The organism is Paenibacillus sp. An7 (genome assembly GCF_009870785.1).
Classification (GTDB): domain Bacteria; phylum Bacillota; class Bacilli; order Paenibacillales; family Paenibacillaceae; genus Paenibacillus.
The window spans coordinates 60501-77431 of the sequence record NZ_WTWX01000004.1; the positions used below are offsets into that span (position 1 = coordinate 60501).

General features: G+C 41.4%; 16 protein-coding genes, 1 riboswitch and 1 other annotated feature. Of the genes, 11 read left to right on the plus strand and 5 right to left on the minus strand.

Annotation, left to right across the window (positions count from 1 at the left end; translation table 11 throughout):
- Positions 1 to 162: 162 nt before the first annotated feature.
- Entirely contained in the window at positions 163 to 1098 is a 936-nt protein-coding gene (gene corA, locus GQY27_RS07110) for a magnesium/cobalt transporter CorA (RefSeq protein ID WP_160032862.1), read from the minus strand.
- A gap of 427 nt (positions 1099 to 1525) precedes the next feature.
- Positions 1526 to 1656, plus strand: a riboswitch (SAM riboswitch).
- A gap of 145 nt (positions 1657 to 1801) precedes the next feature.
- On the opposite strand from corA, the gene metA reads away from it, so the two are divergent.
- The 4 genes from metA (at position 1802) to mqnC (ending at position 6366) form a co-directional block, all read left to right on the plus strand.
- Positions 1802 to 2719 (plus strand): homoserine O-acetyltransferase MetA, encoded by a 918-nt coding sequence (metA, locus tag GQY27_RS07115; RefSeq protein ID WP_160032863.1) that lies wholly within the window; start codon positions 1802 to 1804, stop codon positions 2717 to 2719.
- Between the two features lie 28 nt (positions 2720 to 2747).
- Positions 2748 to 3932, plus strand: coding sequence for an aminotransferase class I/II-fold pyridoxal phosphate-dependent enzyme (locus tag GQY27_RS07120; protein WP_160032864.1), 1185 nt, complete (start codon positions 2748 to 2750; stop codon positions 3930 to 3932).
- Positions 3925 to 5097 carry an aminotransferase class I/II-fold pyridoxal phosphate-dependent enzyme gene (locus GQY27_RS07125; protein ID WP_236570522.1) on the plus strand — a complete coding sequence of 391 codons (1173 nt, stop codon included), beginning with the start codon at positions 3925 to 3927 and terminating at the stop codon, positions 5095 to 5097. Before GQY27_RS07120 ends, GQY27_RS07125 begins: the two co-directional genes overlap by 8 nt.
- A 129-nt stretch (positions 5098 to 5226) precedes the next feature.
- The gene (mqnC, locus tag GQY27_RS07130; protein WP_160032866.1) at positions 5227 to 6366 is read left to right on the plus strand and encodes a cyclic dehypoxanthinyl futalosine synthase; all 1140 of its coding nucleotides are present in this window, start codon (positions 5227 to 5229) and stop codon (positions 6364 to 6366) included.
- Positions 6367 to 6462: 96 nt separating this feature from the next.
- Here mqnC and GQY27_RS07135 read toward each other — a convergent pair whose 3' ends face one another.
- From GQY27_RS07135 to GQY27_RS07150, 4 genes are all read right to left on the minus strand, one after another.
- Positions 6463 to 7344, minus strand: coding sequence for a YitT family protein (locus GQY27_RS07135; protein ID WP_160032867.1), 882 nt, complete (start codon positions 7342 to 7344; stop codon positions 6463 to 6465).
- Between the two features lie 36 nt (positions 7345 to 7380).
- Positions 7381 to 8628: a cation:proton antiporter gene (locus tag GQY27_RS07140; RefSeq protein ID WP_160032868.1), complete on the minus strand. Its 1248-nt coding sequence runs from the start codon at positions 8626 to 8628 to the stop codon at positions 7381 to 7383.
- A 4-nt stretch (positions 8629 to 8632) separates the two neighbouring features.
- Positions 8633 to 9130 carry a cation:proton antiporter regulatory subunit gene (locus GQY27_RS07145; RefSeq protein ID WP_160032869.1) on the minus strand — a complete coding sequence of 166 codons (498 nt, stop codon included), beginning with the start codon at positions 9128 to 9130 and terminating at the stop codon, positions 8633 to 8635.
- 82 nt (positions 9131 to 9212) lie between these two features.
- Complete coding sequence (locus tag GQY27_RS07150) at positions 9213 to 9581, minus strand: hypothetical protein (RefSeq protein WP_160032870.1); 369 nt, start codon at positions 9579 to 9581, stop codon at positions 9213 to 9215.
- A gap of 174 nt (positions 9582 to 9755) precedes the next feature.
- On the opposite strand from GQY27_RS07150, the gene ytxC reads away from it, so the two are divergent.
- The 7 genes from ytxC (at position 9756) to GQY27_RS07185 (ending at position 16885) form a co-directional block, all read left to right on the plus strand.
- Positions 9756 to 10691 carry a putative sporulation protein YtxC gene (gene ytxC / locus GQY27_RS07155; protein WP_160032871.1) on the plus strand — a complete coding sequence of 312 codons (936 nt, stop codon included), beginning with the start codon at positions 9756 to 9758 and terminating at the stop codon, positions 10689 to 10691.
- 9 nt (positions 10692 to 10700) lie between these two features.
- Positions 10701 to 10970 (plus strand) — a binding site (T-box leader).
- A gap of 79 nt (positions 10971 to 11049) precedes the next feature.
- On the plus strand, positions 11050 to 12987 hold the full coding sequence (thrS, locus tag GQY27_RS07160; protein WP_160032872.1) for a threonine--tRNA ligase: 1938 nt from the start codon (positions 11050 to 11052) through the stop codon (positions 12985 to 12987).
- 124 nt (positions 12988 to 13111) lie between these two features.
- Entirely contained in the window at positions 13112 to 13639 is a 528-nt protein-coding gene (locus tag GQY27_RS07165; RefSeq protein ID WP_236570533.1) for a 3D domain-containing protein, read from the plus strand.
- A gap of 162 nt (positions 13640 to 13801) precedes the next feature.
- Positions 13802 to 14047 (plus strand): hypothetical protein, encoded by a 246-nt coding sequence (locus GQY27_RS07170; RefSeq protein WP_236570523.1) that lies wholly within the window; start codon positions 13802 to 13804, stop codon positions 14045 to 14047.
- Between the two features lie 193 nt (positions 14048 to 14240).
- Positions 14241 to 15155, plus strand: a complete 915-nt coding sequence (gene liaF / locus GQY27_RS07175; RefSeq protein ID WP_160032874.1) for a cell wall-active antibiotics response protein LiaF — start codon at positions 14241 to 14243, stop codon at positions 15153 to 15155.
- Between the two features lie 4 nt (positions 15156 to 15159).
- On the plus strand, positions 15160 to 16185 hold the full coding sequence (locus tag GQY27_RS07180; protein WP_160032875.1) for a sensor histidine kinase: 1026 nt from the start codon (positions 15160 to 15162) through the stop codon (positions 16183 to 16185).
- A 64-nt stretch (positions 16186 to 16249) separates the two neighbouring features.
- Positions 16250 to 16885, plus strand: a complete 636-nt coding sequence (locus tag GQY27_RS07185) for a response regulator (RefSeq protein ID WP_442950890.1) — start codon at positions 16250 to 16252, stop codon at positions 16883 to 16885.
- The last annotated feature ends 46 nt before the right edge of the window (positions 16886 to 16931 follow it).

The following is a 16931-nucleotide window of genomic DNA, read 5'->3' on the forward strand; positions in this document are numbered from 1 at the left end:
ATAACTTCTGTATATAACTCAGTCTGAGGATGTGAGAAGACAGGGTGGATTATATAGCAAAGGTTCCTCCAAAAATGAAGGAACCTTTGTTATATATGATATTATGATGAAGATCAGATGAAGAAATAGTGAAAACAAAGCTGAAAGTGATCGCTAAAATCTCTAAATCCAATCTTTTTTACGGAAAATAAGGTACATCGTGATCCCAAGCGCTGCTATAATTCCAATGACGATGAAATATGAATATTCATAATCGAGCTCAGGCATATTTTTAAAGTTCATTCCATAGATCCCGGTAATCAGTGTCAGCGGCATAAATACGGTAGTAATTGCCGTAAACACACGCATGATCTCATTCGCCCGGTTGGAAATACTCGATTGATAAGCTTCTCGTAAGTTGCCCATCAAATCCCGGTACGTATCAAATGTTTCTGATATTTTTACTGCATTCTCATAAATATCACTAAAATATTTTTGTAATTGATCATCAATGAGACGCAGATCTTTTTTATTCAGTGTATTAATGACTTCTTTTTGAGGACCAAGCCCCTTCTTGAGCCATAAAATCTCACTTCGAAGACCAATAATTTCATTCAGATGACTTTTCTTGGTGTGCATTAAAATATCTTCTTCCAGCTTTTCAATTCTTGCTTCGAGCCGGTCACCTACTGTGAAATAGTTATCTACAATGGAATCAATGAGCAGATATAAGAAACGATCGGGTGAATTTACTTCCTGTTCCCAAAGGATCGGTTTCAGTGTCCGCAGTTCATTTACCTTCTGCTTCGTTACCGTAATAATATAATGTCTACCGAGGAAGACGTTGACCGCACGTAAAAATATTTCCTCGTCATCAAAACGGATGCTATTCACAACGATAAAATAATGACTTTCATAAATTTCGAGCTTCGGACGCTGCTCTTCATCACTCAGACAGTCTTCTACAGCAAGATCATGCATGTGAAAAGTGGGCTGAAGAATGGCAAGATCGTCTACATCCGCATCGATCCAGTAAAAGCCTTCTTCAGGTGGAGTCAGTGTATCTTCAATATGATCAAGCGAAGTAAAAACTCCTTGGTTAACATATCTAATCTTCATTTGAACCACTCCTTAAGTAAACTCCCGGAATTTAAGCGGGACAAGCTGAATAACTAAGGAATGTGAACATCAGTGCCGACAAAAGGTACAAAGAGGGCAAACATCAGAAATTACGCGTCCCGTTAGCCGGCAAGCTGATGGTACATCCTATGCTGTTATAATCATTCGGCTGCCAGTCAGGCCTCGGGTCGCCGTCCATTTTGTCACCCCATTATGTTTAAATTGACACTGATTCTTAGTATAACGTGCTATATTTCAGCAATCAAGATAAAATGTTTATGACATATCTTATGTCCAGATTTTCATAGAGGTGACTTGTTTTTTAAGAACGTTATAAATCCAGTTCTTGACGGAAACCTACCTCTTGCTATAGAGTAATGGTAACAATTAGTGAATTGTTCTTTATTGTAAAATTGAATACAGCGAAATCTTATCAAGAGTGGTGGAGGGACTGGCCCTTAGAAACCACAGCAACCGGCGAGCAATCGCACGGTGCTAATTCTTGCTATTTAAGTTATATGCCGATTGTGGACTATAACTTGAATTGAGAGATGAGAGAGGAGCATTACCGTATACGGATGAACGGCCTTTCTCAAGTGTAATGGGATAGGTCGTTTTTTTTATCTTCCGTGGGAATAAATTCGCTTCCTTACTAACCTCTCACTCTAGTATCCAACAAAACGTTTTTAAGGAGGAATAACCCTTGCCCATTAAGATCCCTGATACTTTACCAGCTAAAGAAATTCTCGCAGGTGAGAATATTTTTGTTATGGATGAGACGCATGCTTTCAAACAGGACATTCGCCCTTTACGTATAGGTATTCTCAATTTGATGCCTACGAAAGAGACAACGGAGACCCAGTTACTCCGGCTCATTGGCAATACACCTCTTCAAGTGGATGTAATTCTAATTCATCCAAAATCGCATGTTTCAAAAAATACATCTCAAGAATATCTCGATATGTTCTACAAAACGTTTGATGAAGTAAAGGATCTGCGCTTTGATGGGCTGATTATTACGGGAGCCCCGGTAGAACAGATGGAATTCGAAGAAGTGACATACTGGGAAGAAATTCAGCAGATTTTTAACTGGTCCAAAGCGAATGTAACTTCTACGATGCATATCTGTTGGGCTTCACAAGCAGGGTTGTATCACCACTTTAATGTACCCAAAGTGGCACTTCCTGAAAAATGTTTCGGTGTGTTTTCACACACGCTAAGTAAATCACATGTAAAACTCCTTCGAGGATTTGATGAGTTATTCCTTGCTCCTCATTCTCGTCATACCGAAGTACGGCGAGAAGATATTGAGAAAGTGGCGGGGCTTGATATTTTATCAGAGTCAGAAGAAGCTGGAGTATACATTGTGGCAAGTGAGGATGGCAAACAGATCTTTGTGACAGGGCATTCCGAATATGATTCGTTATCCTTAAAGTGGGAATATGACCGCGATAAGGAGAGGGGATTAGATGTGAAAGTGCCTGACAACTATTTTCCAAATGATGATCCGAGCAAGGTACCTTTGTCCAGCTGGAGAGCACATGCAAATTTATTGTTCTCGAACTGGCTTAACTACTATGTTTACCAAGCAACACCCTATGACCTTGAAACACAAAAATAGTCTATATATATAAGGGGGATATCACATTATGGAAAACAAGTTGAAATTAGAAAGTAAGCTCGCACAAATAGGATCAGTTAAAGAACCTGTAACGGGAGCCATTAATTTTCCAATCTATCAATCGACTGCATTTAGACATCCTGAACTGGGAAAAAGCACGGGATTTGATTACATACGTACGACAAACCCAACTCGAAAAGTACTAGAAGAAGCTGCAGCTGAACTGGAATCAGGGGATGCAGGTTTTGCCTGCAGTTCCGGTATGGCAGCCATCATGACGATTTTCGCTAAGTTTGGGCAAGGGGATCATCTAATCATTTCGCTTGATCTATATGGGGGAACCTATCGTCTTGTGGAGCGAATCCTTGCTAAGAATGGAATTACAGCAAGTTATGTAGATACGAACGATTTAGAGGCTCTTGAGAAGGTGCGTCAAGAAAATACAAAAGCGATTTTCATTGAAACTCCAACAAATCCGCTGATGATGATTACGGATATTAAAGAAGTCTGTACATGGGCTAGAAAACACGAAATCTTGTCCATTGTAGATAATACGCTGCTTACTCCATTTTTTCAGCGCCCACTTGAACTTGGTGCGGATATCGTAATGCACAGTGCTACTAAATATCTTGGCGGGCATAACGATGTACTGGCAGGTCTTATTGTGACAAAAGGCAAAGAAATCTCGGAAGAGATCGCTTTTCTTCATAACTCGATTGGGGCCGTGTTATCGCCGAGCGATAGTTACCAGTTAATGCGCGGAATGAAGACGCTTGCGCTGCGTATGGAACGCCACGAATATAATGCAACAAAGGTAGCTGAATTTTTACTGTCACATGAACTGATTACCGATGTCTATTACCCTGCCTTGCCGGATCACCCGTCTTACGAAATTCAAAACAGACAGTCTAGTGGAAATACAGGCATCCTGTCTTTTAAAGTGAAAGATGCTCGTTATGTAGAACCGATTCTAAGACATATAAAGCTCATTGCCTTTGCAGAAAGTTTGGGCGGGGTAGAGTCACTAATGACGTACCCTGTGGTACAGACTCATGCGGATATTCCTGCTGAGATTCGTAATGCAGTAGGTCTCGATGATCGGCTGTTGCGCTTCTCTGTAGGAATTGAACATATTGATGATATTATAGAGGACTTAAATGCTGCATTTCACGAGGCAGCTTTAGAGCTGGAAGGAAGTGTTGTTCGTGGCTAATAAAAAAGAAGACCAGCATAACGATTATAAATTTGATACAAAGTTGCTGCATTTTGGGGCAGAGATTGATGAGACAACCGGCGCATCCAGTGTGCCTATATATCAAGCCTCCACGTTCCATCATCATGATATTTTTTCACCGCCAACCCATGATTACAGTCGTTCAGGTAACCCAACGCGGCAGGCACTTGAAGATTATATCGCTCTTCTAGAGGGAGGAGTACGTGGTTTTGCTTATTCTTCGGGGATGGCTGCGATATCAAGTTCTCTTATGATTCTGTCTGCGGGTGATCATATTATTGCCACGGAAGATGTATACGGGGGAACATACCGCTTGCTAAGCAGCATTCTTACTAGGATGAATATTGAGACAACGTTCGTAGATATGACCGATCTTGCAAACGTAAAAGCCGCTTACCGTCCAAATACGAAAGCTGTATACATGGAGACTCCCTCAAATCCGACACTGCGTATTACAGATGTCGCGGGCATTACCGAATGGGCGAAGGAAAAGGGGCTTCTGACGCTGCTTGATAATACGTTCATGACACCTTATTACCAAAAGCCGATTGAGCAAGGAGTAGATATTGTACTCCATAGTGCAACAAAATTCCTTGGTGGACACAGCGATGTACTTGCGGGGCTAGCTGTAGCAAGAACAGAAGCGATTGGCGCGCAGCTGAAGCAGCTTCAAAATGGACTTGGCACTGTACTTGGCGCGCAAGAATCCTGGCTGCTCATGAGAGGAATGAAGACGCTTGGTGCTCGTATGGCTCATTCCGAGATTAGTGCGGCGAAACTTGCAGCTTGGCTTATGAGTCGCTCTGACATTCCTGCTGTATACTATCCGGGACTCCTTGATCATCCTGGACGAAAGGTACATGAGAAACAGTCTACCGGCTACGGTGCAGTGGTATCATTTGATGTAGGTTCAGGAGAACGTGCCAAAGCTGTGCTGAATAAAGTCCGTTTACCTCTTGTTGCTGTGAGTCTTGGTTCAGTAGAGAGTATCTTGTCCTATCCTGCAATGATGTCTCATGCAGCGATGCCGAAAGACTTTAGATTAGAACGAGGAATAACAGATGGTCTGCTTCGTTTCTCCGTAGGACTTGAAGATATTGATGATTTAATTGCTGATTTGGATCAGGCATTATCTAACACATAACATAAGGTTTTCTTCCCAAAAGAAGCATGCTAGCATTAGGTGCTTCTTTTCACATGTATCCTATGTTACGATATAAAAGACAATATTTGATATTATTGTTACATTTCTTACGATAAGGGAGGCTGCCGTATGAGTGCGGTGAACCATATCTTAAATAAAGCGTTGAACGGAGAGCGTCTGAATGTAGAAGATGCTATTGCTTTGTTTGAATCTGATGAAGTTGAAAAAATCGGTGAAGCAGCTCATGTAATTATGAAGCGGATGCATCCCGAACCAATCACCACCTTTGTTATTGGCAGAAATATTAACTACACGAACGTGTGCGACGTCTACTGTCGTTTTTGTGCGTTCTATCGCAGACCGGGCTCTGATGAAGGTTATGTACTACCGGATGAACTCATTTTCCAAAAGATCAAGGAAACGGAAGATGTAGGCGGAACTGAAATCCTGATGCAGGGCGGCACCAATCCGAATCTACCATTCAGCTACTATACTGATTTGCTTCGCGGTATTAAGGAACGATTCCCTAATATTACGATGCATTCTTTCTCACCAGCTGAAATTATGAAGATGAAAGAAGTATCGGATGGACTTTCTCTAGAAGAAGTGGTGCGTCAAATTCATGAAGCCGGACTTGATTCGCTTCCAGGCGGGGGCGCTGAAATCCTTGATGATCGGACTCGCCGCAAAATCAGTCGTCAAAAAGGATCATGGCGTGATTGGATGGACGTCATGCAAACTGCGCACCGTATTGGTATGAATACAACAGCTACAATGGTTATTGGTTTTGGTGAAACAATGGAAGAGAGAGCTTTGCATCTACAGCGTGTACGGGATGCTCAAGATGAATGTATTCAGAACGGATATGATTCGGAAGGATTCCTTGCGTTTATTCCATGGACTTTCCAGCCAGACAACACAAACCTGAAAAAAGAGCGTCAAACACCAGAAGCTTACCTAAAAACAGTAGCAATTAGTCGTTTGTTCCTCGATAATATCAAGAATATTCAGTCTTCATGGGTAACGATGGGGCCTGAGGTAGGTAAACTTTCGCTTCGATATGGATGTAATGACTTTGGCAGTACGATGATAGAAGAGAATGTTGTATCTGCTGCGGGTGCAACTCATAAAGTCAATATTCATTCCATTCTGGATCTAATTCGTGAAACAGGTAACATTCCTGCTCAGCGAAATACAAAATACGAAATTCTTCGTGTTTTTGATGAATCAGATCAAGCGGTTGTAAATGATTTTGTCATGCAGAACTAATAATTCTTATATAAAAATAAAGCGTACAAGCATAGCCGCTATGCTTGATGTAAATAGGAAAGACCCTTTGACTTCTATAAAGTCAAAGGGTCTTTTTTATAACCGGTTCATATCTCTATCAAATAGAATGCTGGCATTCGGATCGATAGAACGAACGATATATTTGATTCGGCGAGATTCAAATAAATGTATTTTGTAATATAGTACAGGTAGTGATCCCCATGGCTCGGAGCGAAGTGTTGTCTCTTCAAGTCTGTCAACAAATGCTTCGGGATCACGATGTAACCGAGTCTTAATGGACTCCTCAATCCGGGCTTTCTCGGCACTTACGATGCAGATTTTACGGTTAAAGGTGTATCCTCTCAAAGAAAAATGAACACCTTCAAATGCAATTAGATAGGCGATGATGGAATACATCGCTTGCTGCGTTCCAAATGTAACTCCTGCAGCGGTAAGCACAACTAAGTTCACCAGCATAATGACTCGTTCTAATCGATATTTAGATCGATGATTATAGGAGTGATCCAGCGGCCGGATCGTCAGTGTATCGAGCGTACCGCCTTCATATAACACCATCCCAATTCCAAGTCCGAGGAATAACCCACCGCAAGCCGCAGCAAGCAGTGGATGTTCAATAAGAGCAGGAAAGGAGTGAAGCATAAGAGAGCTAAGTGAAAGAACAACGAGTCCAAGAACCGTTAATATAGCATATTGCCTCTGTACTCTTCGGTAAGAAAGAAGTATAAATGGCAAGTTGAATAAAAATAAGAAAAGTCCTAATCGCATCTCGGTTTGATAGGCGAACATGGCTGAAATTCCTGTTACACCGCCGATGATGAGTTGATTGGGATGTAAAAATAGCTCAAGCCCAATAGATGCAAGAATTCCACCAAGAATAACGAATAATAATTTTTTTATCCATGTTCGGTAGGATAGTTTGGCTGATGAGGAAAGAACGGAGTGTGGAGATTGATTCATCTTTGTTCCTCCTTTTCCTACATATTTGTGAAGCCTTTACTGATGATCTATAGGTTTTTCTTTTAACACTTTAGGTTTTGGTTTCTTCTTATTGTCTTCAAATTTAAATAGTTTATTAAGTCCACGGTAGATATGTTTCGATTCTTTCGTAAGCAGTGGTCCTAAGATCGCCAGAATTAAAACGTAGATAGCAGCGAAAGGCTGGATAATCAGCATGAGTCCGCCTGCTTGAGCCATGTTCGCAAGAATAATAGAGAACTCACCGCGTGATACGATGGTAAGACCAATATTCGAAGAGGCTTTTGTTGAAAGTCCCGCGCTTCGTCCTGCAAGCATACCGGCAATGAAGTTACCAATGAGAGTAACAACGACCGCAATCAGAGCGAGCCAAACGGCTTCTCCTCCGAGGGACAAAGGATCAATTGATAATCCGAAGCTGAAAAAGAATATGGCACCAAAGAAGTCTTTGAATGGCATAATTAAATGTTCGATACGCTTCGCGTGAGTTGTTTCTGCAAGAACCAGTCCCACGAGAAGAGCACCGATTGCTTCAGCAACGTGAATCGTTTCAGAGAACCCTGCTACGAGGAATAAAGAACCGAAGATAACAAGACCAAACAACTCATTATTACGAATATTAAGCAATTTATTGAGCAAAGGAACTAGTTTGCGTCCTACAATAATGACTGCGAGCATATATCCAAGTGCAATTAGCGCACTTAAAATGACACCGCCGACCGAAGAAGAATCACTGAGAACAAGTCCTGAAAGAATGGAAATGTATACAGCGAGGAATACATCTTCAAACATAATAATTCCAAGAATCATTTCCGTTTCAGGATTAGCGGTTCTTTTCAAATCAACTAATACTTTCGCTACAATGGCACTAGACGAAATCGTCGTAATCCCTGCAATAATCAGTACTTCCGCGATCGGAAATTTTGCCATAAATCCTAGCAAAAGTCCAAGCGTAAAGTTAATGCCTAAATAGATACTTCCACCAACTACAATTGATTTTCCTGACTTAATTAGTCGTCCGACTGAGAATTCAAGTCCTAGATAGAAGAGCAAGAAGAGCACACCTATACGACCAAGGAAGGAAATAAAAGGCTCGCTCTCAATAAAACGAAAATCAAGATGCCATATCTGTGCGGCATGCGGTCCTACTGCCATACCAATCAAAATATAGAAAGGGATGACAGAAAAACGCAATTTTGAAGAAATCAGTCCGGCTGCCGCGATGAGTGCAATTGCCAAACCGACTTCAAGTACTAAATGATCCATCGGTTCACCAACTTCCATCCTTCAAGATTTGTTTTAATTTTTGTTGCTGATGTCTTTCTCCGACCGCGACCACTGTCGAGTCTGCTGGAATCTTCACATCAGGACCAGGGCTTACATGTTTATTTTTGTTATTCTTATCGACTACGGCAATAATGGTTGCCCCTGAGTTCTGACGGATATCCAGTTCACCAATGGATTTACCGACACAACTGTAATTTGCATCAATTTTATACCATTCAATAATAAGATCATCGAGCGTCATCTCCATACGCTCCAGTTGTTTTGGTTTGTAAGTCATCCCGCCCACGATCGCTGCAAGCTGTCTTGCTTCGTAGTCTTCCAGCGTAATCATTGAAATACTTTGTTCTGGATCATTATATTCAAAGTGATACATTTCACGTCTTCCGTCGTCATGAATCACAACAATAACTTTGTCACCACTGCTTGTCGTCGCTTGAAATTTACGTCCGATTCCTGGCAGGTCAGTTTCACGAATTTCCATATAGATTAAATCCCCCTAAAGTTTGTTTATAGCCATGAAGCTTTCATAGCAGCATACATAAAGTGTTTACCATTCGGTTTCTCTATGCACTTACAAACGTGGAGGTGAATTTAACGGGTTTAAGATAAAGCCGGCGCTTTATATTGTCATAAAACACCTTGAATGGCGGTTCGATCATGGGAACCCGAAAGATCATCAGAATGGACAGTATCGTAAAGAGGTATTGCAAAGGGTTGACGGCATTTAACTTTAGAGGCAACATCGATTTTCGGATCATGGCTTTGGGGTGATTATTCCCCGAGAAATCCATGGGTTCCATGGTTGAATCGTGATCGAAAATAGAATGTGACCCTGCAGTCGTGTTACCGAGGGTGGGGATTTGATAAGAAAAAATCACAAATAGACATAGAAAAATCAGTAAGAAACGCTGTATCCAATTCTCTTTTTTCATCCCATCCCCCTCTCTGCAAGATACTGTTACTAAAATAATAACACAAATTTGTTTGGACTCCAAATCCGTTTTTCTTTTTATCATTCTGAGAATACATGTCATTCTTTCCATTAAGCCGCTTCGTATATCCCCTTCGACCGGACCATATAATATTTAGAGAAGGGAGTGGGTCTTGTGGAATTGTTCGCGGTATGGACAGAAGTAAACAGCCAATCAGCAGAAGATTGCTTTTATCGATTTATCAAAAATAAAACAAAAGGTCTACATATAAGCAAACAAGGCTTTCGATTTTCCTTTAGGAAATATGAAGGCAAGGCAGCATGGATATGTAAAGGAACGGAAAGTCATCCCGGTTTTAAGGAAGGTCTGCCACGGATGTATCAGATTTTGGCTGCAGGTGTAGCTGATTACATTCTTGATCAAAAAGAAGAGGAACAGCTGAGTCACATCCTGAAGCGAGAATGCGTAAATATGGATGCTGAGGAACTTTCGCGGGTCAAAACAATATGCGAACCGCTGCTGAGATCAAGATTCGAAACAGAGCAGGGGACAAGAGAACGAAGGCATGCCAAGCTAACGGAAGGGCTTATACAAGGTATGAAAGAAATACCTATAATTCATCTGGATGGAGTACTGCGATTTCGGATGCAGAGTTATAAGAAAGAACTTCATGAAATTGTGGAATATGCACTAGATGAATTTTATATGGATCGGCAGTATGAGGAGTTTATGAGTCTTTTGAAATATTTTGTTTATTTCCAAGAGACGAAGGTGCCTCTCGTGCATGTTGTGCATAAAGATCAGCACGAATTTGTCTTGTATGATGAATACATGCGTCCTATGGTACTGCCTCCCGATGAAAGTGTCGTTATGGAAATGCCAGGTATAGAACTTGAAATGGAAGTCGAAGATATGATTATCAGCAGGCTGATCTCCATTTCTCCGAAGAAAATGAAACTGCATACACAGACAGAAGATTTTCCGGTTATCCGATCCATTACACAGATTTTTGAAGATCGAGTGGAAATTTGCCATAATTGCAGACATTGCCGCAACGTGAAAGAAGCGGGACAGCTAGCGCTTGACGAAGAGGAATCTTTGGAATTATAATAACTGGTATTAAAAGCAATGACAAAGACATGAGCCGTAGAGACTGGGCCGTACAGAGAGAAGAAACCTGGCTGTAATTTCTTCCGGATACCAACTGCGACTTACCCCTTTGTAGCTGTGGTTTAGAACGCTTGCATTTATGCAGACAAGTAAGAACCGCCGGATTCATGCCCGTTATCTTGCATGCTTCAATGAGGGTTGTCCTGTTTATGTACAGTAGTGCATGATTAGAGACAACTGAATTAGGGTGGAACCACGAGTATTACACTCGTCCCTTTGCCGGGACGGGTGTTTTTTGCGTCTGCAATAAACATAGCATCGTTCCCCGGCATCCAAAAGGATAAAGGAGGAAATAACAATGTCAGTAAGTATTAAATTACCAGATGGTTCTGTTCGTGAATATGAGAATGGAGCTAGTATCCTTGATGTGGCTGCTTCCATTAGCAGTGGACTCAAAAAAAATGCACTTGCAGGTAAAATGGATGGGATTGTTGTCGATCTTTCTACTCCACTACGTGAAGGTGCACTTGTTGAAATCGTAACTTATGATTCACCTGAAGGGCTTGAAGTGCTTCGCCATAGTACAGCGCATTTGCTGGCACAAGCCGTAAAACGTCTGTTTGGCAGCAAAGAAGTCTTCCTGGGTGTAGGGCCTGTGATCGAGGACGGATTCTATTATGATATGGATCTCGAACATGCACTGAATCCAGAAGATCTGCAAAAGATCGAGAAAGAAATGGAACGTATCGTAAATGAGAACCTGCCTATCGTTCGTAAGGAAGTAAGCAGAGAAGAAGCCATTCGCATCTTTGAAGAAGTTCAAGACCCTTATAAACTGGAACTCATTCGTGACTTGCCAGAAGACAGCATTATTTCGATCTATGAGCAAGGCGAGTTCTTCGACCTTTGCCGTGGACCGCATGTCCCTTCTACTGGAAAAATCAAAGTATTTAAGCTGATGAACGTAGCCGGCGCATACTGGCGCGGAGACAGCAAAAATAAAATGCTTCAACGGGTATACGGAACTGCATTTGCTAAAAAAGCACAGCTGGAAGAACATCTTCATTACTTGGAAGAAGCGAAAAAACGGGATCACCGTAAACTTGGTAAAGAACTTAACATGTTTACTTTTTCACAGCTGGTGGGTCAAGGACTTCCTATTTGGCTTCCAAATGGAGCGAAACTGCGCCGTACTCTAGAACGCTATATTGTAGACCTTGAAGAAAGTCTTGGTTACAAACATGTATATACTCCTGTCCTAGGAAATGTTGAACTATACAAAACTTCCGGACATCTAGAGCACTATGAAGAAGATATGTTCCCAAGAATGGTACTCGATAATGAAGAACTTGTACTTCGTCCAATGAACTGTCCTCACCATATGATGGTATATAAGAGTGAAATGCACAGTTATCGTGATTTGCCAGTTCGTATTGCAGAGCTTGGTATGCAGCACCGTTATGAAATGTCAGGAGCACTGACCGGTTTACATCGTGTTCGTGCGATGACTCTTAACGATTCTCATATTTTCTGCCGTCCGGATCAGATCAAAGAAGAGTTTGCTCGTGTTATTGAGCTGATTATGATTGCTTATAAAGATTTTGGTATTCACGACTATCGCTTCCGTCTGTCTTATCGCGATCCTCAGGATACTGAGAAATACTTCCCTAATGATGAGATGTGGGAAATGTCCCAGCGGATGTTGAAGGAAGTAGTAGAAAGTCTAGATATGCCGTTCTATGAAGCTGAAGGGGAAGCTGCTTTCTATGGTCCTAAACTTGATGTGCAAGTAAAAACTGCACTGGGTAAAGAAGAGACGCTATCGACTGTTCAGCTCGACTTCTTGCTTCCAGAGCGTTTTGAACTGGAGTATGTAGGTGACGATGGACAAAAACACCGCCCAGTTGTTATCCACCGCGGTATTTTGGGTACTATGGAACGTTTCACTGCATTCTTGCTCGAAAATTATGCAGGTAACTTGCCGCTTTGGCTGTCTCCAGTTCAAGCTAAAGTAATTCCTGTATCTGTTCATTTTGAGAAGTATGCTCGTGAAGTAGAAGAACAGCTTAGACGCGGCGGTATCACTGTAGAAGCAGATCTTCGGAATGAAAAACTTGGCTATAAAATTCGTGAAGCTCAGCTTGAGAAAATTCCTTATATGTTCATCGTTGGGGAAAATGAAATGAATGACGGCAGTGTCTCTATCCGTAAACGTGGAGAAGGAGATTTAGGAGCAAAACCTTTGGCTGAGGTAGTACAAATGCTGCAAGAAGAAATTCGTACACACCAAGTCTAATTGGATTTAAATAGACACGGATGAATATATCGTGTGTTTTATGGGGACTCTCTGCTAGAGAAAGGGAGGAATTAAACCTATGAAACACCGAATGATTCAGCGATGTTCTTCAGCTGTTGTGCTGATGATGCTGATTTGTTTTTCAAGCAATGACTTAGCTACGGCCTTACATGTACAGCGAAGTGAGTTGGATGAAGCAAGAGAAGTGCTCGCTCCCCCAACGGAACAGGTGGTGGGGACAGTAAATGTGACGGCAACGGGCTATACTGCGGGTTATGAATCAACAGGAAAAGGTCCGAATCATCCACTATACGGCATCACTTATTCGGGTGTAAAAGTACACCGGAATAAACAAGGGGTTTCGACCATTGCCGCAGACCCTTCCTTATTCCCTCTCGGAACGGTACTTTATATTCCTGGGTATGGATATGGGATTGTAGCTGATACAGGATCTGCTATTAAAGGCTCTAAGATTGATCTGTATTTTCCAACGATTAAGGCGGTATACAGTGAGTGGGGCAAAAAAGATGTGCAGGTTCAAGTCATCAAGCTGGGGAAAGGGAAATGTACGGAACAAATGCTAGAGCAGCTCGGAGATGCGATCATGGTCAATCAAAGCATTCCGGATGCCTTGCTGAACGAAGCAATATAATGAAGATGAAAGAGCTTGCTTGGGTAGTCATTCTACTCAGGCAAGCTCTTTTCTTTTTTTTGAATAAGAAACAGCAAATCCTCACATAATACGGACTGAGGTAAGCAGTACCTCAGGTGAAGCAAGTGACCTACACTTGCAGGAGAGGGAGGTGAATCTAACATGAAAAAAATGAATTCTCAAGGTATGCAAAGTTCCCAAGGTTTCCAAACTCCGAATGAGAAATATGATGCTGAGTTTGGTCAAGAAATGAACTCTGCAGCTGAAAAAGTAAAACAATCTTCAGCAGCGAAAGTACAAGATAACTACCAAACTCCAGATGAGAAGTATGATGCTGAGTTTGGAGTAGAGAACACAGGAATTAAACAACAACAACAACAACAAGGTCAACAAGGCCAACAAAAATAAGGTAAGATAAACAAACAGACTCTGAAGAATATTCTTCAGAGTCTGTTTGTTTATGTGTTCCGCTTTTCTACTCGGTCTCAAGACCGAGTAAGATTTCATTCCTGCGCCGCTCTTCGTATCATGAAATTTCGTTTACAATAAGTACATAATTAGCCAAACGTAAGGAAAATGAAAAAGAAAGGGTGCACGGAATATGGCAAACCGTTTTATCGGAGCTGTCCTGCTCATCGGAATAGGATTATTGGTGTTATTTCAAATATTAAATGGAGGAGATTTTAGTCTTGGCTATCTCATCTCCACATTTTGGCCGGTCATTTTTTTGTATCTTGGATTCAGTTCCTTGAAAGACAAAAATTTGATAGGCGGTTTAGTATTGCTGTTTCTTGGCGCACATTTCTTAAGTAGTAATCTAGGTTATTCTTATTTCTCTTTCCGAGATCTTTTCCGTTATGCCGTACCTATAGGTTTAATTGGGGGCGGTCTTTATGTACTCTTAAGTCCGAGAAGAAGGGATCGTAAACATGATCAGAGAACAAAAGAAGATGAAGAATATGTAGTTCCTCCTGCACCGCCTGTTGAACCAAGCCCGCTTTACTCCGATTTTGATAAACAGTTTGAGCAAAAGTTTGGATCAACCATGAAAGACGATGATAACAAGAAGTATGAACAACCGAGACAGCAGAGTCATTATGGAAATAATAACAATAAAGATATGAATTTTCATGATGCAAAAATAAATAAATCGACTTTCATTGGCGATATTCGCCTCGGAGATGATTATTACGAATTGAAGCCAACCAATATATCTCAGTTCATTGGAGATACCGTAATTGACCTAACGAAAGCACAAATTCCTTATGGAGAGACACGGATTCATATCTCTAGCTTTATAGGGGACATCAAAGTCTTTGCTCCTAGAGATATGGAGATTGGAATTTTGGTTAATTCTAATTCGTTCATCGGTGACATGGATGTTCTCAGTAATTCGAAACAAGGTTTTATGGGGAATGCGGTCGCAGAAACTCCCGGTTATCGAGAAGCTGGAAAGAAAGTACGTATTATTATTAGCGTTTTTATCGGCGACGTCAAAGTGAATTCGGTAGGTTAACGCGATGAAGATGATATTACGAACGGTTAAATGGGAGCTGTTGTTATTTTTCTTAATGAATAGTGTAGTTACAGTGGGAATTCTTTATAGCGCTTCTCGAAAAGGGGATGCAGGGTTAGCTATGCCCCAGACCTGGCTTTACTATCTAGCACTCATTGTAGTTACAACCCTGATTATTGGTTATATCGCTGGGCTGCGTGTCCAGCGGAGAATAGATGTGCTGAATCTCAACATGCTGCAGGTAACGAAAGGAAATCTATCTTCTCGAATTGATGCTGATGAGGATGCTTCTTTTTCAGGGGTATTTAAGCAATTTAACAGGATGATGGATGCCATCGAAGAACGGATGAAATGGGTACAGAGACTGGGAGAACAAGAGGTAATCGAGAAGGAAAAAGCGGCAGAAGCGGCTGTGCTCGAAGAACGGAGAAGAATGGCCAGGGATTTACATGACACCGTAAGCCAGCAATTATTTGCCATGCACATGTCTGCTTCTGCTCTGCCGTCGTTACTTAAACAGCATCAAGAACAAGGAAATATAGTACTTGAACAACTAATCACAATGTCACAAACCGCTCAAAAGCAGATGAGAGCGCTTATTGCTCAGCTAAGACCGGTAGAGCTGGAGAACCGAAGTCTCGAAGAAGCACTTGACGCCTGGTTTCCTGATTATTGCAGACAAAATGGACTAAAAGGAGTAAAAGAACAAGAGTTTATTGGCGGGATTTCGGAAGCTATCGAACATCAAATGTTTCTTATTATTCAAGAAGCAATGGCTAATATTGTGAAGCATGCCGGAGCAAGCCTCGTCAGTTTGTCGATAAGAGAAGAGGAGAGACGAATTGTATTCAGTGTTAGTGATAACGGTAAAGGTTTTCGTCCGGAAGAAGCAGGAAGGCAAGGTTCATATGGGCTGATGACCATGAAAGAACGAGCTGAGAAATTAGGAGGAAATGTAGATATTATTGCACACCCGGGAGCAGGAACGACGATCAGGGTGAATATACCTAAGTTTAAAGCTGATTCGTAAGAGGAGATTCGTCTGCCGCAATATGGAAGGAGAGATTCAATTGGAACGGGATAAAACGAAAATTATGATTGTAGATGATCATGATATGGTCAGAATGGGACTAAAAACATACATAAGTTTAGATCCTACTTTTGAAGTGGTGTTGGAAGGTAAAGATGGACAACATGCCTTACACACGTTACAGACCTCTAATCCCGAACAACTACCCGAACTGATTCTTATGGATTTAATGATGCCTGTGATGAATGGAGTGGAAGCGACAAGAGCCATACTATCTGAATACCCGGACATGAAAATCATTATATTAACCAGTTTTCTTGAGGACCATTTGGTGCTCGAAGCGATTGAATCTGGAGCAGTCAGTTATGTGCTCAAAACGATTTCGGCTGAGGAGCTTGTTTACGCACTACAGGGAGCAAAACGCGGTATGCCCATAATGACAAATGATATCTCTCAAGCACTTACTCGGGGACTTAGACATAAAACGGTTCAGAACGATGACTCCGGAATGACGGAAAGGGAACGAGAAGTTCTATTGCTCATTGCTGAAGGGAAGAATAATAAGGACATATCGGAAGAACTACATATCAGCATCAAAACCGTTAAGACTCATGTGAGTAATCTTTTAATGAAATGTGAGATGGATGACCGGACACAGCTGGCGATCTATGCTCATCGTAAAGGCTGGGTGAAAACATAATAAGATTTTTTAATTTCAACAATTTTACATGTTTTATCTCCTTTTT

What these genes read in the sequence shown, in the direction of transcription:
- GQY27_RS07140 (WP_160032868.1), bottom strand. Translation starts at nt 8,628, where the DNA reads ATGGATCATTTAGTACTTGAAGTCGGTTTGGCAATTGCACTCATCGCG.
- mqnC (WP_160032866.1), top strand. Translation starts at nt 5,227, where the DNA reads ATGAGTGCGGTGAACCATATCTTAAATAAAGCGTTGAACGGAGAGCGT.
- GQY27_RS07145 (WP_160032869.1), bottom strand. Translation starts at nt 9,130, where the DNA reads ATGGAAATTCGTGAAACTGACCTGCCAGGAATCGGACGTAAATTTCAA.
- GQY27_RS07185 (WP_442950890.1), top strand. Translation starts at nt 16,250, where the DNA reads ATGATTGTAGATGATCATGATATGGTCAGAATGGGACTAAAAACATAC.
- liaF (WP_160032874.1), top strand. Translation starts at nt 14,241, where the DNA reads ATGGCAAACCGTTTTATCGGAGCTGTCCTGCTCATCGGAATAGGATTA.
- GQY27_RS07170 (WP_236570523.1), top strand. Translation starts at nt 13,802, where the DNA reads ATGAAAAAAATGAATTCTCAAGGTATGCAAAGTTCCCAAGGTTTCCAA.
- thrS (WP_160032872.1), top strand. Translation starts at nt 11,050, where the DNA reads ATGTCAGTAAGTATTAAATTACCAGATGGTTCTGTTCGTGAATATGAG.
- GQY27_RS07180 (WP_160032875.1), top strand. Translation starts at nt 15,160, where the DNA reads ATGAAGATGATATTACGAACGGTTAAATGGGAGCTGTTGTTATTTTTC.
- GQY27_RS07165 (WP_236570533.1), top strand. Translation starts at nt 13,112, where the DNA reads ATGATGCTGATTTGTTTTTCAAGCAATGACTTAGCTACGGCCTTACAT.
- GQY27_RS07150 (WP_160032870.1), bottom strand. Translation starts at nt 9,581, where the DNA reads ATGAAAAAAGAGAATTGGATACAGCGTTTCTTACTGATTTTTCTATGT.
- GQY27_RS07120 (WP_160032864.1), top strand. Translation starts at nt 2,748, where the DNA reads ATGGAAAACAAGTTGAAATTAGAAAGTAAGCTCGCACAAATAGGATCA.
- GQY27_RS07135 (WP_160032867.1), bottom strand. Translation starts at nt 7,344, where the DNA reads ATGAATCAATCTCCACACTCCGTTCTTTCCTCATCAGCCAAACTATCC.
- corA (WP_160032862.1), bottom strand. Translation starts at nt 1,098, where the DNA reads ATGAAGATTAGATATGTTAACCAAGGAGTTTTTACTTCGCTTGATCAT.